The organism is Mangrovibacter phragmitis (genome assembly GCF_040429585.1).
In the GTDB taxonomy this organism is placed as follows: domain Bacteria; phylum Pseudomonadota; class Gammaproteobacteria; order Enterobacterales; family Enterobacteriaceae; genus Mangrovibacter; species Mangrovibacter phragmitis.
On the sequence record NZ_CP134782.1, the window covers coordinates 3178927 to 3194397 of the forward strand.

The following is a 15471-nucleotide window of genomic DNA, read 5'->3' on the forward strand; positions in this document are numbered from 1 at the left end:
CACCCAGACCAGGATGATGTCCAGGCGGTTACCGGTTATACCTTCAGCAACAGAAACAACCGGCAGCATTGCCTGCCAGCCAAACCGTACTCATTTAGTTACCGGGCCTGCCCCAGGCCGCAGATTGGGCAAAAGCCCTTAAGAAAGAAGCAGGCAGACAATCCATTGCACCAGCTATCACCTGCAACCTGATACAATACCAGTGCCGGCACAACCCGGTAATATTGCAGCGCCGGATGCTGTAATATTCGCGTTATTCGTTAGCCAGTTTCTCGGAAGTATTATTGCCATAATTGAAAGAGATCTGTGCACCATATTCCCCAGGCAAACGTCGCCCTTCCAAAAATACTTTTTGCCAGTAAGGATTATCCAGCGACGAGCGCATTACCCCACGGCTGGAAGAAGCGTGCAAAAAATGGTGTTTGGTATCATAAAAACCGACATGCATTTCATGGTGAATACGGAAAAACACTAAATCGCCCGGCTGTAATTGATCCTCGCTAACCCGGTGCCCCATATGAATTAATTGCGCAGTCGTCACCCGGTTAATATCAATATTGAAGCGATCTTTGAGAGTGCGCCAGACAAACCCTGAACAATCAACACCTTTCAGTGTTGTTCCCCCCCAATGATATGGTGTTCCTTTCCATGCGCCCATTTGATCATGCAGGGCAGCAATAACATTAATTAAATCAGGCTGTTGATGCGAGGAAAATTGATCATCTGCCTGTAAATCACTTGCATATTTTCCCTGATGAACTGGCCGTGAACTACAGCCCGTCAACAGCATTAATAACAATCCAAAAATGGCAACAGGTTGTCGGGAAATCATCATTTTTTTATCATTTTCAGTAGGCTGTATTATAAGAAGTGGCATTCATCCTAAAGAAGGAATTATTGGAATACTATGCTTAAGGCATTTCATTGAATGAGCAATCATTACAATTGATTACAAAACAACCAAACCAGTCTGCAACCCCCACTCTGCCGATTCTCCATATTTGGGAAAATCCGCAAGAACAGAAAAACAATTTATGAATATATATCACGGCCCAGAAATCGGGCCAGATAGTTAATTCACACCGCCGTGCTTCACTATTATTTCAACCTTTTTACAGACTGACGAGCCACAAAATGTACCTGAGTATTGATCCGGACACTGTAATCATGTTGCTGGCCAGTTTCGGTTACCAGCAGATGTACAGCTGATTTGGTTAATGCTGCAAAGTCTGTCCGCACAGTGGTCAGCGGCGGCGTGGTCAGCGACGAAATAGCCAAATCATCAAACCCGACAACAGAAACTGACTCCGGTACTGCAATTCCGGCCTGGCGCAGACAGTCCATAACCGAAATCGCCACCATGTCACTGACACAAAATAACGCAGTCGCCCCTGCCAGCACACCATGAGACAGCGCATGAGGGATTACCTGTGCCGCGCCAAAGTCACCACCGGCCCGGTCCGCCTCAATTTCTGCCGCCAGTGCTTCATTTTGCATCTGGTTACGGGCGTAATCTTCCAGCGTCAGCACCTGTGAACGGGCGTCAAAACCTGTACCCGTCAGCTCCATTGCCCGCATAAAACCCGCCTTACGCTGAAACAATGAGTGCCGGTAGCCGGCAGTAATAAAACGAATATCCCGGTGGCCCGCTTCAATTAAATGCCGGGTCGCCATCATTGCGCCAAGGGTATAATCAGGTGATACGCAGGAAGAAACCATATTCAAGTCTGCGCCATTAATAATAACCGCCGGTATTCCCAGGGCCTGAATCACCTTCAGTACGGTTGGCGTATCCAGCCCCAAAAGCAAAATAGCTTCCTGCCCTGCCACCTGAGCCGCTACGGCTTCAGCATTCTGAGTATTATGCAATACCAGCAGTTCCACATGCAGGTGAATACGCTGTGCTTCTTCTTTGATATGGCTTATCAGGTAAGAGTAAAAACCGGTGGACAGCCCGACATAATCGCCCACCACCAGTGTAATCCGGGTGATGGTGATACCTGTTTGTAATTTCGGGGTGTTTTTTTTGTAACCAGTCTCTTCAATTGCCGCCATGACTTTCGTGGTGATTTCAGGCGTCACAAATTTACTGTTATTGAGCACTCGCGAAATTGTACTTTTGGAAATTCCAGTCAGCGCTTCAATATCGGCCAGCGTTGGTTTTTTTGATTTGTTCTCTGGCTGCATCCTTCATTCTCCTGCCACAAGGAAATGTTTCCTGAAAAAAGTCGTTTCCTGCTGTGTTACTGAGCTGAATCCTACCCCAACTCCATCATTTTTGTCATTCGTTTAAATAAATCTCGATGTGTATCAGCTGTACACAAGTAAAATTCTCAGGAAAATTTTCCTGTGCAAGAAAATTTTCAAAACTGAGAAAACGATCACGACACGATCCTGAAGACAAGTGTTACCCTGGCTGCGCTGAAAAAATGGACTCTTCACTTATTACAGGAACACATTATGTCTGCTGTTGATGCCACCTCTTCTCTGTTTACTCCCGCTCAGGTTCCTCATGAAAAACTGGAAAACGCATTGCAGGATGCATGTTGCGCGGTGCTGAATAATGTCCGCCGTATTGGCGACCGGAACCCCAAAATAGGCCTGGATAACAGTGTTAAATACCGTTTTTGCCCACCAAGGGACTGGGTGTGTGGTTTCTGGGCCGGGCAACTATGGCTGGCTTACAAAGTTACCGGGGAAAGCCGTTTGCGAAATAGTGCAGCCATGCGCCTTCCTTACTTCAAAACACTCCTGAATAACCCCGAGTGGATGGATCACGATCTTGGGTTTCAGTTTTCGCTCTCTTGCGTGGCGCAGTACAAACTCACCGGGTGTGAAACCAGCAAAGCCATGGCACTGAAAGCAGCCGATACATTACTCGGGCGGTTTCGTCGGGTAGGGAAATACCTGGTGGCATGGAATGAACACCATGAGCTGGGGCTGGAACAAACTCTGGGCCGTACCATTATCGATTCTTTGCAAAACCTCTCCCTACTGTTCTGGGCATCGGAGAGCACTGCCAACCCGGTCTATCGTGAAGCGGCTCTCGCCCATGCTCATACACTGAAAAAATATATCATTCGGGAAGATTACAGCACCTGGCACTGTTTCTTGTTTGATCCACTCACTCAGCAACCGCTGCGCGGGGAAACGTTTCAGGGTTATGCCGATGACTCTTGCTGGTCACGGGGCCAGGCCTGGGCCATTCACGGTTATGCACAACTTTTCGAGCATACCGGCGATCCCCAGTGGCTGGATACAGCAATACACCTGGCGGATTACGCTCTTGCCCATTTGCCACATGATGGCATTCCCCTGTGGGATTACCGCCTTCCTGCCCATGAAACCCCCTGGCGCGATTCCTCTGCAGGCGCTGTCACCGCCGCGGGTTTGTTACTAATCGCCCAACACTGTAGTGACCAAATCCAACAGGAACACTACCAACAGGCCGGAGCCAGCATGCTCGCAAGCCTGGTGGATCAGTGTTGCCTGGCAGGTAACCCTCAGGCAGAAGGGTTGCTGAGTGAAGGCGCTTCATATGTGAAAGAAGGGTTATGCAACAACATGTTGCCATATGGCGATTACTACTACCTGGAAGCGCTTATGCGTGCCAACGGCTATACCGACTTCTTCTGGAAATAACACTTACCCCGCATCAGAAAAGGAACACCGTAATGAAAAGCCGTATTCTGATTACCGCCCTGCTCGCTGCAGTACTGTCATTCAGTGCCCAGGCCCGTACCTACAAACTGGCAACCAACACTCCGGCAGACAGCCCTACCGGACAGGTCATTAAACAATTTGTCGACGCAGTAAAAACCGGTACAGACAACCGGGTAAATATCCGCGTTTACTGGAATGGCGCATTAGGCGGGCAGACCCAGTACATCTCGCAAGTACAAAGCGGCGTGATAGATATGGGCATGCTAAACAGCGGCATGCTGGAAAACCTGCAACCGGCAATTGGCGTGATTAACCTTCCCTATGTTTTTCGTGACCTTGAGGAATACCACAAGGTCATGAGCAGCGATTACATGCACAACGAGTTGCTGGCAACCACCCAGAAAAATGGCTTTGAGGTTTTAGGCTATATCAGCAATGGCTTTCGCAGCCTGCATGCCTCTAAACCCATTTACAGCATTGAAGATATCCGGGGCCTGAAAATTCGCACGATGGCATCAGACACCTATATCAGTATGTTGCAGGCGATGGGGGCGATTCCGGTTCCACTGGAGTTCACTGAAACATACGGCGCACTGCAGCAAGGAATGGTCGATGGCGCAGAAGGCAGCCTGGCTGGCCTGTGGGAAATAAAATTTGGTGAAGTCACTAAATATGGCGTGCGCAGTGAGCAAACCCGCCTGACAGACTTTATTGTCCTGAGCCAGCGCGCGATGAAAACCATTACTGATGACGACATGGCCGTCCTGCGCACCGCAATGCACGCGGCATCCGAACACTCCATCACTCTGATTGATGCCACTCATAAACAATCCGAAAAACTGGCAGAAGAGAAAATGGGCGTCGTCATTACCGATATTGACAAAGCACCACTCATTGAAGCCATGAAACCTCTGTGGCGCGATGCCATGCAAGACCCGGATAAACGTGAAGCACTGGAACGCATTTTCGCTATAGAAGACCGCGAGCTGGATGTTTAACCTGGCCGGCGTGCATAACCCGCGCACGCCCGGCTCACTATGAGTGATCACCGCAATGAACCAGACCACGACCCCGAGCCTTGCGGAGCAGCCTGCGTCCCTTGCAACAAGCAGGTTGCACCGTATTGAGCAAGTATTGTCGCAAATACTCAGCTGTTTTATGGTGTGCCTGTTAGCCGCCATGAGCCTGCTGATTATTTACAGTGTTATTACCCGCTATTTTTTTCAGTCACCCAGCAGCCTGTCGGAAGAGTTGCTGCGCTTTTCACTTATCTGGCTGGGATTAATTGGCGCAGCACAGTGTTTTAACGGCACTCGCCACCTCAGCCTGCCAATATTATTTGACCGGGCCAGCGCCACAACCCAGCGCTGGATGATGCAATTTAATAACCTGCTGGTTATCACCTTTGGGGTGATTTTGCTGGCTGGCGGCTGGCTGGCGATGGAAAAAAACAGCCAGATGCTGACGCCCATGCTCAAAGTATCTGTTGGCATGTTGCATGGCGCTGTTGTGCTGTGTGGGGCATTCATGATTATCCACCGCGTATTATTTGCCCTGCGCGAATTAGGCTGCTCACTGCGCACCTTACTGGAAAGTCTGGTGTGTGCTCTGAGCCTGGCTGTAATCCTGTTCGCCTTCAGCCAGTTTGCCACCACACCACTGTGGGAATGGCTGGTTTACGACCATCTGGAAGCCACTTCACTGCTGGTTTTATTCAGTACATTCTTCCTGTTTTTGGCAATGAACACCCCCATCGCCGTTGGCCTGGCTCTTTCTGGTTTATTCACTCTGGCTCTGCAAATTGCCCCCTCAGACCTGCTGGCAGTGGTCGGCGAAAAGATGTTTTCCGGGCTGGACAGCTTTGGTTTTCTGGCCCTGCCCTTTTTTATTCTGGCCGGAAATATTATGAACCAGGGCGGTATTGCCCGCCGCCTGCTCGACCTCGCCCTGTTACTGGGTAAACGCATCCCTGGCAACCTGTGGCAGTCAAATATTATCGCCAATATGTTGTTTGGCTCATTGTCAGGTTCAGCCATTGCGGCTTCCACGGCAATTGGCGGTATTGTCGCCCCCATGGCGAAAGAAAAAGGCTATGACATGGCTTTTACTACTGCCGTCAATGCCAGCTCAGCGCCCACAGGTATGCTTATCCCGCCCACTGGCGTGTTTATCATGTACTCGCTGATAACCGGTGGCAGCGCGTCGATTGCGGCCCTGTTTCTGGCAGGTTACCTGCCCGGTATCATGATGGGGCTGGCAGTAATGATTGTTGCCGGGATTTGGGCAAGAAGGCATAACTACCCGGTCGATAAATCTCCCTGGCTGTGGCGGGAAATATCGCAGGTGCTCATACGGGCATTACCCAGCCTTTCCCTGGTTGTCGTGATTATTGGCGGTATCATTGGTGGCATATTCACCGCAACAGAAGGCGCGGGTGTGGCGGTTGCCTGGAGCCTGATGCTGGGGCTTATCTACCGCACTCTCAGCATGAAAAAACTGGTGAAAGTGCTGGCAGAATCCGCAATCACTTCCGCAGTGATTTTGTTTCTTATCGCCTGCTCAGGGTTAATGAGCTGGTCAATGACCTTTGCCAATATCCCCGACACTATTGGCGAGCTGTTAATCAGTGTCAGTGACAACAAATTCGTTATTTTACTGTTGATAACCGTAACTTTGTTAGTGGTTGGCGTATTCATGGATATGACCCCGGCCATGCTGATTTTTACCCCAATTCTGTTCCCGGTGGTTACAGAGCTGGGCATGAGCCCGGTACAGTTCGGTGTCGTGCTCACCTACAACCTGGCGATTGGCATTGTCACCCCGCCAGTTGGCACTGTGTTGTTTGTATCCTGCAGTATCACCGGTGAGAAAGTCACCCGGGTGATTCGCCCATTGCTGCCAATTTTCGCCATGCAACTGGTGGGTTTGCTGCTTATTACCTGGTTCCCGTTCTTTACCCTCTGGCTACCCGGGCTGTTTGGCCTGTAACTGAAAGGAGTCACGCCATGGCATATTACTTTCCCTTTAACAATAACCCACTAAAAACTCGCGCAGATGCTCAACAGATGGTGCGCGACCTGTTTACTCCGCTCATTCCTTACCTGTCCGGCCAGGGCGCTGCGCTGGATCTCAATGAAGGTGGCGCTATTTTCGATATGCAGGCCAGCGCGCTTGAAGGCGTGGCTCGCCCGCTATGGGGAATTATTCCACTGGTGCTGGGAGGTGGCGAGTTTCCCTGGTGGCCGTTGTTGCATAACGCAATTCGCGAAGGCGTTGACCCAACCCATCCCCATTACTGGGGGCCAACCGGTGATACCAATCAGCGCAGTGTGGAAATGGCTGCTTTTGGATTTTTGCTGGCAGTGTTGCCAGAAAAAGGCTGGCAGCCACTTTCCGCCACGACCCAAAATCAACTGGCTACCTGGCTGGCGGCTATCCAGCACCACGCTATGCCACAGAACAACTGGCTGTTTTTTACCTTACTGGTGCAGGCCGGGCTCACCCGGGTTGGCCGGGAAGATCTGGTAGACCAGGCATTACACCAGCGCTACCTGGAACAAATTGCTGGCTGGTATCGGGGGGAAGGTTGGTATGGTGACGGTGACGACCAGGCAATTGACCACTATGGCGGCTTCGCCCTGCATTTTTATGGGCTGATTTATGCCTGCCTGCTGGATAACCCCAATGAAGAATACGCTCAATTGTTTATCAGGCATGCCCGTGACTTTATTACACCTTTTTCTACCTGGTTTGCGGATAGCGGTGAAGCCCTGCCCATTGGGCGTTCAGGTTGTTACCGTTTCGCCAGTGCCGGCTTTTGGGGTGCCGCCGCCATGCTGCCTTTAGAGCAGGGCGAGATGGCCCTGGTAAAAGGCCTGTGGGCACGCCATATTCGCAGCTGGCAGCACAGCCCGATATTCAGCGAAAGGGGTTTGTTAACCCGGGGCTACCGCTACCCAAATTTGCTGATGGCAGAATGGTACAACTCACCAACCTCGCCCTGGTGGGCAATGAAAGCCTTTTTACCACTACTGTTGCCTGAAACACATCCATTCTGGTGCAGTGAAGAATCTGCGGCTTGCGCACCCGGCCCAATATTTGCCATGCCAGCGGCCAATAGCATTGCTCAGCGGGTAAACGGCCACAGCATTGTGCATTTTGCCGGTTTTATCGAGACCAAGTTTCAGTGGGATAAATACAATAAATTTGCTTACTCCACTGCATTTGGCCCGGAGATGGAAAGTACTGCATACGGCCATCTGCTCAATTTTGGTGATAACATTCTCGCATTCAGCCAGGATAATGGCATTCACTGGCACATGCGCCACGCCAATAAATCTGTACAGGTTGAGGGGGATACAATGCAAATCCTCTGGCTGGCTGGTGATATCGAAGTCGAAACGCTGATAACCGTGCTGAGTGATGGCGGCTGCCGTCGGCGTCACCGTTTTATGCTGCACAAACCTGCACGGGTAGTTGAAACCGGGTTTGCCGTGCACCAGTGGCATAAGGCACATTCTTGCCTGGCAAAAAACTCCGGTTCAGGTGCGCAGATTGTTCTGGAAGGTGAAAATGGGCAATCAAGAATAACCAGCCTTGATTCTCATGCTAAACAAGCTCACGCTGCTGCGCGGGCACACACTAATTTGTTGTCACCGCGCTCCGTTGTGCCTTTCTTGTTAACCCACTTGCCCGCTGGCGAACAGGTGCTGGAAAGCATGTTTGCAGTGGTACCTGAAACACGGTAATAATCATTGCGCCATCTGTTATTTTGACTTATGGCGCATTATTTCCCGTCACAATCACAAATCAAAGATGCCTATTCCTTATCAAAATTAATTATTAATAAAAATAAAAATTAGCCCTGCTTAATAAAAAAATAAACCATCTGAATATCTGCTATTTGAACAACTCCAGGCTAATACTTTTCTATACAAATAGAGAGTAAAAATATTCGCCACTGCAACTGCGGAGAAAGTCATGTTTGGATTATCGAAGCCACAGAGCTTAACCAAAAGCGCCGTTCCTGGTCTGAAAAATAATCTACAATCTTTTGATTTAAATGCAATTAAATCCTTCGTCGCCTGGATAGAATTTCTACCCGATGGTACCATTTTATATGCCAATGACCTTTTTCTGGCGGTTTCGGGCTACTCGCTCAGTGAACTTCAGGGCCACCACCACCGCATGCTCTGCCGGCCAGATTATACACATACCCCAGAATATAACGCTTTCTGGCAACGACTGGCGGCAGGTAACCCTGTGGATGGAATATTTGAACGTTATAAAAAAAACCACCAGCCTTTTTTCCTGCGAGCCACTTATTTTCCGGTAAAAAACCAGCAAGGCACAGTCATTAAGGTAATTAAACTGGCTTCGGATATTACCGGCCAACACCTGGAACTGGAAGATAAAGAAGCCATTATATCTGCCTTACACCGTTCGCTGGCGGTGATTACATTCTCACCTGACGGCCATATTATTTGGGCGAATGATAATTTTCTTAAAATCATGGGCTACCAGGCAGAGGAGCTTCAGGGGAAACATCACCGCTTATTTTGTTATGACAGTTTTTATAAGGAAAATCCTCACTTTTGGGATAATTTGCAAAATGGCCAGTCTTTTGTAGGCAGGTTTGAACGTAAAACAGCGGATGGCGGGCGTGTATGGCTGGAGGCCAGTTATAATCCCATCATCAACAGCCACGGCGAAGTATATAAAGTGATTAAATTCGCCTCAGATATTACCGACCGGGTGGAAAATGCCAAACGTATTGCTGACATTGCTGTCACAACATCTGAGCAAACATCACAAATTACCCATAATGCCAACCAGGTACTGAATGAAACCGTTGAAAACTCTGAGCGTATTGCCGGGCAAGTGGACGCCGCCTCACATATTGGTAGCCAGCTCACTGAGTCAGCTCAGGACATCAACACCATTGTCGGCACTATTGATGCCATCGCCTCGCAGACCAATATTCTGGCATTGAATGCAGCCATTGAAGCTGCTCGTGCCGGGGAATCCGGGCGCGGGTTTTCTGTGGTTGCTGAAGAGGTTCGTCGCCTGGCGGCCTCCACTTCCGAAGCAACCCACAAAATTACCCAGGTGGTAGAAAAGAATAATGCACTGATTGCGGAGATGTATCGCCAACTGGATGAAATAAATCAGTTCCTGAAAACAGAGCACGACAAAATAAGTGATCTGTCCCGCAGCCTCAATGAAATCAACCGGGGTGTAAATGGATTCGTGGAGGTCATTCATAAATTAAATGTCTGACCGGGCCGATACTGTAACACAGCAGGTATCACAACAAATGCAGAGTAACCTCTGTTTGATGTATCGCGCCTTCAACCGCGCTAACTCGGGACGACAGTATGCAGGCACGGCACATAAGTAAATTATTGCATCTGCGATTCGCCACCGTTATCACTTTTTTAGCGGGTCTGTTGGTGACTGGCTGCGTGACTTTCACTGTGTATCGTCTTAATCAGGAACATATCCGCCAGGCAATGATCAACAGCGCTCAACCCGAGTTTAGCGCAGTCATTGCCTCCATGAGCCGTTACCAATACGGTTTATTTGAAGCGCGCATGGCGGTGCTCAGTGGAGGCAGGAAAGATGTTGAAAACTCGGGGTTTTATGTTTTTACAAAAACACTGGATCTGGGAAAAAACTTCCCCGGAGCGCGTGGGTTTGGCTTTGTACGCCGGGTTCCCCATGCAGCACTCTCTGATTTTGTCGCAGAAGAACGGCGGGAAAACTGGCCTGATTTTTCCGTGAAGTATATTGCGCCCTGGCAAGGTGAGCACTTTGTTATTGAGTATTTAGAACCGCAAAATATCAGCACCAATGCCAAAGCAATTGGGCTGGATATTGCGTCAGAAACACAACGCAGGGAAGCAGCAATTAAAGCCATGAGAACAGGTAACGCCACCATTACTCAGCCTCTGGCGTTGCAATTTTCCAATGATACAAAACATAACGCCTTTCTTATTTTACTCCCTATCTACCAGCACGCGACAATTCCGAAAACTGAAAATGAGCGAGTTACTCAGTGTTTCGGCTGGGCATTCGCTCCCTTAAACATTACCGACATTATGCAGTCGCAGCGCTTTCACGACCCCAACCTGATTCTTACATTAAGTGATGTGACTGACCCGGGAAACCCTGAAACCTTCTACCGCAGCAGCACTGAGACCGGTTTATATTCCTGGCATCAGGAGAATGCTATTCTGGGGCGCACATGGCGATTTAGCCTTTCAGCAACCCCAGCCTGGCTCAATGGGCTGAATCTTTTTTCCATACCTGGAACCAGTGTTGTTGGCATCCTTTTTTCAGCGATTCTGGCGCTACTAATCAACATTGCGGTTTCACGCGCCAATGACCGCAGGCGGTTATCTGTTGAGCAAAGCAAGCTGACCATGATAGTGGAAAGCTCTGCCGATGCGATTATTGGCAAAGATATCACAGGTAAAATAATCAGTTGGAATACCGGGGCGGAGCACATGTTTGGCTATACCCGGAAAGAAGCGCGAGGGCATTACCTTGCAGACTTAATCGTGCCCATACGCCTGCAGGATGAAGAAGTAATAACCCTGAAACGGGTTGTCAATAAAGAAACTATTAATCATCTGGAAACAGTTCGGCGGCGTAAAGACGGTAGTGAACTTCAGGTATCCGCTACGGTGTCTCCTATTCTGGATGCTGGCGGCACCGTTATTGGTGCTTCGACCACAGTGCGCGATATCTCGCAACAAAAAGAGAATGAAACACGCATTCGTGAACTGAATCAAAACCTGGAACAACAGGTACGTGAGCGCACAGCTGAACTGGCCGGGCTGAATACCCTGCTCAGTACAGTTATGTCTGCCACCTATGAATTTACTATTATCGCAACTGATTTAAACGGCACCATCCAACTGTTTAACAAAGGCGCTGAACGTATGCTGGGTTACAGCGAAGCAGATGTTGTTGGTAAAGTTACGCCGGAAATTATTCATGTACCGGAAGAAGTTGAACACTACAGTCAACAACTCAGCGCAGAGGCCAGCATACCCGTCCGCGGATTTGATGTTTTTGTCTGGCACGCCCGCCAGGGGCGCTCAGAGCAACGCGAATGGACCTATGTGCGTAAAGATGGCAGCCACTTTCCCGTAAGGCAAGTTGTCACCATGATGCGCGATGCGGATGGGAACCCCACAGGTTACCTGGGTATTTCAATGGATATTACCCAGCAGCGCCAGGCGCAACAGGCACTTGAAGCCGCAAGGGATCAACTTCTGAGCACAACCCAAACGTTACTGACTGCCTCAAAAACCGCAGGGCTTGGGATCTGGCGCTGGAATCTGGCGGATAACTCGCTGGAATGGAACGACCTGATGTACAGTTTTTACGACCTGCCACCTTCACTGGAAGGTAATGGGTTATCACTTCACCACTGGGAATCCCGTATTCACCCGGATGACCAGGCTCTGGCTATCCGGCAATTACATGATGCCGTTAATTTGAACCGGGAATACACCCCTTCATTTCGCGTGGTTCAACAAGATGGTGAAGTGCGCTACCTGCAGGCAGGCGCATACATTGAACGTGACACAAACGGTAAGGCGACCCGGGTGACAGGGATAAACCTTGATGTGACAGAAGAACATATGTTACGTGGCAAGCTGATTGAAGCCAAAGAACAGGCCGATGCTGCGAATGCCGCTAAATCGTTGTTCCTTGCAAATATGAGCCATGAAATACGCACACCCATGAATGCTGTGCTGGGTATGCTGCAACTGTTACTTAAAACCCAACTGGCGCCACGCCAGCATGATTTTGCAGAGAAGGCACATATTGCTGCAAAGTCCCTGTTGGGTTTACTGAACGATATTCTCGACTATTCAAAAATTGATGCCGGCAAGCTGGAACTGGATAACCAGCCCTTTAACCTCAACAAAATGATGGAGCACCTGGCTATCGTGATGTCAGGTAACCTCAATAACAAGTCCATTGAGTTACTTTTCGACCTCGATAATCAATTACCCCCAGACCTGACTGGCGATGAAATGCGTCTGCAACAAGTGCTGATCAATCTGGTCAGTAATGCCATCAAATTTACTGAGCAAGGTGAAGTGGTGGTGAAAACCCGTCTGCTGTCACTGACCCGCCACAACGTCACACTGCAGTTCAACGTGTCAGATACGGGTATTGGGATTAGTGAGAACCATCTGGGACGTATTTTTGATGTATTTACTCAGGCGGAAGCGTCCACATCCCGCCGCTATGGTGGTACCGGATTGGGTCTGGTAATCAGCCGCCGGCTGGTCGAACAGATGGGGGGCGAACTGTCCGTACAGAGCACCGAGGGCAAAGGCAGTGACTTTTCATTCAGCCTGACACTGCCGCGCGCAGATAAGACAAAATGGCATCCACTTACTTTCCCATCGCCGGCTCCCAGAGCGCTGGTTGTCGATGATAACCCGGTCGCCAGGGCACTTCTGGAACACCAGTTAACGACGATGAAGGTTTCGACAATCAGTACCAACAATCCGGATGATGCAATACAACTTATTGCCAGAGCAGCTCAGGAAGGACATCCCTTCGATACGGTGTTACTGGACTGGATTATGCCGGAAATGGATGGGCTGGCTTTAGCGGAACATATTCGCTACCAAATGAACCTGCCCAAAGTTCCTGCACTCATTCTGGTCAGTGCGGCTAACCATGCCGATTTGCCCGATACCCATAACTTCCCGATGCTGGATAACGTGCTGACCAAACCACTAACGCCGGAACAGCTGTTCAATGCGATGAATGTTGGCAGAGCGCATGCAGACACCACCCTACAGCCCCAGCAACACCGTCTTACTGGCGTAAATATTCTGGTTGTGGAAGATAATCCGTTTAACCAAATGGTTATCAGTGAATTTTTAACCAGTGAAGGTGCGCACACGCATATCGCCAGTGGTGGGGAAGACGGTGTTCGTGCAGTGCTGTCCGGCAGAAAAAGGTTTGATGTGGTGCTGATGGATGTCCAAATGCCCGACATTGATGGCCTGGAAGCCACCCGGCGTATTCGAGCCAACCCGCGTTTTGCAAACTTACCGATTATCGCAATGACCGCCAATGTCAGTGCATCCGACCGGCAAAACTGTCTTGATGCCGGGATGAATGACCATATTGGCAAACCTCTGGATTTTAATAACGTCATCGCCACGCTTTCCCGGGTATTAGGGCGCAATAACACGTTGCCCTCACCTTTATCCGACAACCTTCCTGGCTTTTTGCAACGTACAGGTGGAAATACCGGCATGTATCAAACATTACTCAATGCCTTTATGCCATCGTTTATTTCATTACAGAACGAGCTACGCCGTGCATGTCAGGCGGAAAACTGGCCTGCTGCAATGGTGGTAATACATACCCTGAAAGGGACCAGCGGTTCCGCCGGTCTGGATAAGCTGTGGGCCTGGCTTGCCGGGCAGGAAGCCGCGCTGAAAACCGCTGACGATACCGGGAAAGCCAGCCTGTTTGCTTCTCTGCCTGATGAAATTGAAAAACGTGCACAAAGTGAATATGCCACACTAATGGAGCAAATTACTGCGCTTATTGCACAAGAAGAAACCAGCCACAGCGGTACAGAACCTGTTCCACCTGTTGCGGGGATTATTCAGTCGTTACACCGCCACCTTGATAACAGCAATATGGAAGCTCTGGAATTGGCGAAGTTATTGCGCCATGCGCTGGCAGGGCAATCTATTTTAAGTACTGAGCTTAACCAACTGATACAGGCCACAGATGCACTGGATTTTGAACAGGCGAAGTACCTCTTAATAAAGATACAGGAGCAGGCCCATGTGGAATAAGGTTCTGGACGAATATGCCATTCGTGGCTATAAACCTCGCATTCTGATAGTCGATGATCAACCCGTCAATATTCATACTCTGAGTGCCGTATTCCACGGTGAACTGGATATTATTGTCGCTACCAGTGGTGAGAAAGCACTGCATCTGGCACTGAAACAGAAGCCTGATCTGATCCTGCTGGATATCGTGATGCCGGATATTGATGGCTATGAAGTTTGCCGGAAGCTGAAGAATGATCCCATCACAGAATGGATCCCGATTATTTTTGTCACCGCCGAAACTGAGGCCAATGTGGAAGCATACGGTTTTGAAATTGGCGCGGTCGATTTTATTGCCAAACCAATTAACCCGGCGATTGTTCGCGCCCGGGTTATGACACAACTTATGCTCAAGTTGTACATGGATAATATGCGTGAAGTCGCCTGGCTCGATGGGTTAACTGGTCTGTATAACCGCCGGCGGTTTGATGAAATGTTAAAACAACACTGGCTGTTATGCCGCCGCGAGCAGCGACCTCTCGCAATTATCATGCTGGATGTGGATTTTTTTAAACGCTTTAACGATAACTATGGGCATCAGAAAGGCGACGATTGCCTGCGGGCTATTGCCATCGCACTGAAAGGTACACTGCGCCGCCCGATGGATATGGTATTCCGTTACGGTGGCGAAGAGTTTACTTGCCTGCTGCCTTTGACTGATCTCGCGGGAGCACAAGAACGCGCCAGCGCCATACTGAACGCAATAAAAGCACTCCAAATTCCTCATGCCACATCACGAGTCAGTCCGTTCGTTACCATCAGTATTGGTATTGCCTGCACCATCCCGGAACAAGAGAAAGGCGAAGAAGACTTGCTTAATCACTCAGACCAGGCGCTGTACCAAAGCAAAAGTGATGGGCGCAACCGCATCACAACCTGGCCTGGTGATAAACCGGATACCGTTTCAGAGGTCTGA

The 15471-nt window shown here is 49.5% G+C and carries 9 protein-coding genes and 2 pseudogenes; 9 read left to right on the forward strand and 2 right to left on the reverse strand.

Going from position 1 to position 15471, the window contains the following annotated elements; all coding sequences use genetic code 11:
* Window positions 1-253 precede the first annotated feature (253 nt).
* Both MPHASIOC01_RS15390 and MPHASIOC01_RS15395 read right to left on the reverse strand, forming a co-directional pair.
* Window positions 254-835, reverse strand: coding sequence for a C40 family peptidase (locus MPHASIOC01_RS15390; RefSeq protein ID WP_064601015.1), 582 nt, complete (start codon window positions 833-835; stop codon window positions 254-256).
* A 263-nt stretch (window positions 836-1098) separates the two neighbouring features.
* Window positions 1099-2187, reverse strand: coding sequence for a LacI family DNA-binding transcriptional regulator (locus tag MPHASIOC01_RS15395; RefSeq protein ID WP_064600836.1), 1089 nt, complete (start codon window positions 2185-2187; stop codon window positions 1099-1101).
* 273 nt (window positions 2188-2460) lie between these two features.
* On the opposite strand from MPHASIOC01_RS15395, the gene MPHASIOC01_RS15400 reads away from it, so the two are divergent.
* The 9 genes and pseudogenes from MPHASIOC01_RS15400 to MPHASIOC01_RS15435 all read left to right on the forward strand — a co-directional run bounded on the left by MPHASIOC01_RS15400 (window position 2461) and on the right by MPHASIOC01_RS15435 (window position 15471).
* Entirely contained in the window at window positions 2461-3642 is a 1182-nt protein-coding gene (locus tag MPHASIOC01_RS15400) for a glycoside hydrolase family 88 protein (protein WP_064600838.1), read from the forward strand.
* 32 nt (window positions 3643-3674) lie between these two features.
* Window positions 3675-4661, forward strand: a complete 987-nt coding sequence (gene dctP, locus MPHASIOC01_RS15405) for a TRAP transporter substrate-binding protein DctP (protein WP_064600840.1) — start codon at window positions 3675-3677, stop codon at window positions 4659-4661.
* A gap of 181 nt (window positions 4662-4842) precedes the next feature.
* Window positions 4843-5214: pseudogene (locus MPHASIOC01_RS15410) on the forward strand (TRAP transporter small permease); the annotation flags it as partial.
* A gap of 135 nt (window positions 5215-5349) precedes the next feature.
* Window positions 5350-6651: a TRAP transporter large permease gene (locus MPHASIOC01_RS15415; protein ID WP_405027777.1), complete on the forward strand. Its 1302-nt coding sequence runs from the start codon at window positions 5350-5352 to the stop codon at window positions 6649-6651.
* 17 nt (window positions 6652-6668) lie between these two features.
* Window positions 6669-8411: a DUF2264 domain-containing protein gene (locus MPHASIOC01_RS15420; protein ID WP_064600842.1), complete on the forward strand. Its 1743-nt coding sequence runs from the start codon at window positions 6669-6671 to the stop codon at window positions 8409-8411.
* A 232-nt stretch (window positions 8412-8643) separates the two neighbouring features.
* A complete protein-coding gene (locus MPHASIOC01_RS15425; protein ID WP_353612879.1) occupies window positions 8644-9942 on the forward strand; it encodes a PAS domain-containing methyl-accepting chemotaxis protein in 1299 nt (432 codons plus the stop codon).
* A 314-nt stretch (window positions 9943-10256) separates the two neighbouring features.
* A pseudogene (locus MPHASIOC01_RS27690) lies at window positions 10257-10787 on the forward strand (CHASE domain-containing protein); the annotation flags it as partial.
* 300 nt (window positions 10788-11087) lie between these two features.
* Window positions 11088-14516, forward strand: a complete 3429-nt coding sequence (locus MPHASIOC01_RS15430; RefSeq protein WP_405027778.1) for a PAS domain S-box protein — start codon at window positions 11088-11090, stop codon at window positions 14514-14516.
* Window positions 14506-15471 carry a diguanylate cyclase domain-containing protein gene (locus MPHASIOC01_RS15435; RefSeq protein WP_353612881.1) on the forward strand — a complete coding sequence of 322 codons (966 nt, stop codon included), beginning with the start codon at window positions 14506-14508 and terminating at the stop codon, window positions 15469-15471. The genes MPHASIOC01_RS15430 and MPHASIOC01_RS15435 overlap by 11 nt, the downstream gene beginning before the upstream one ends.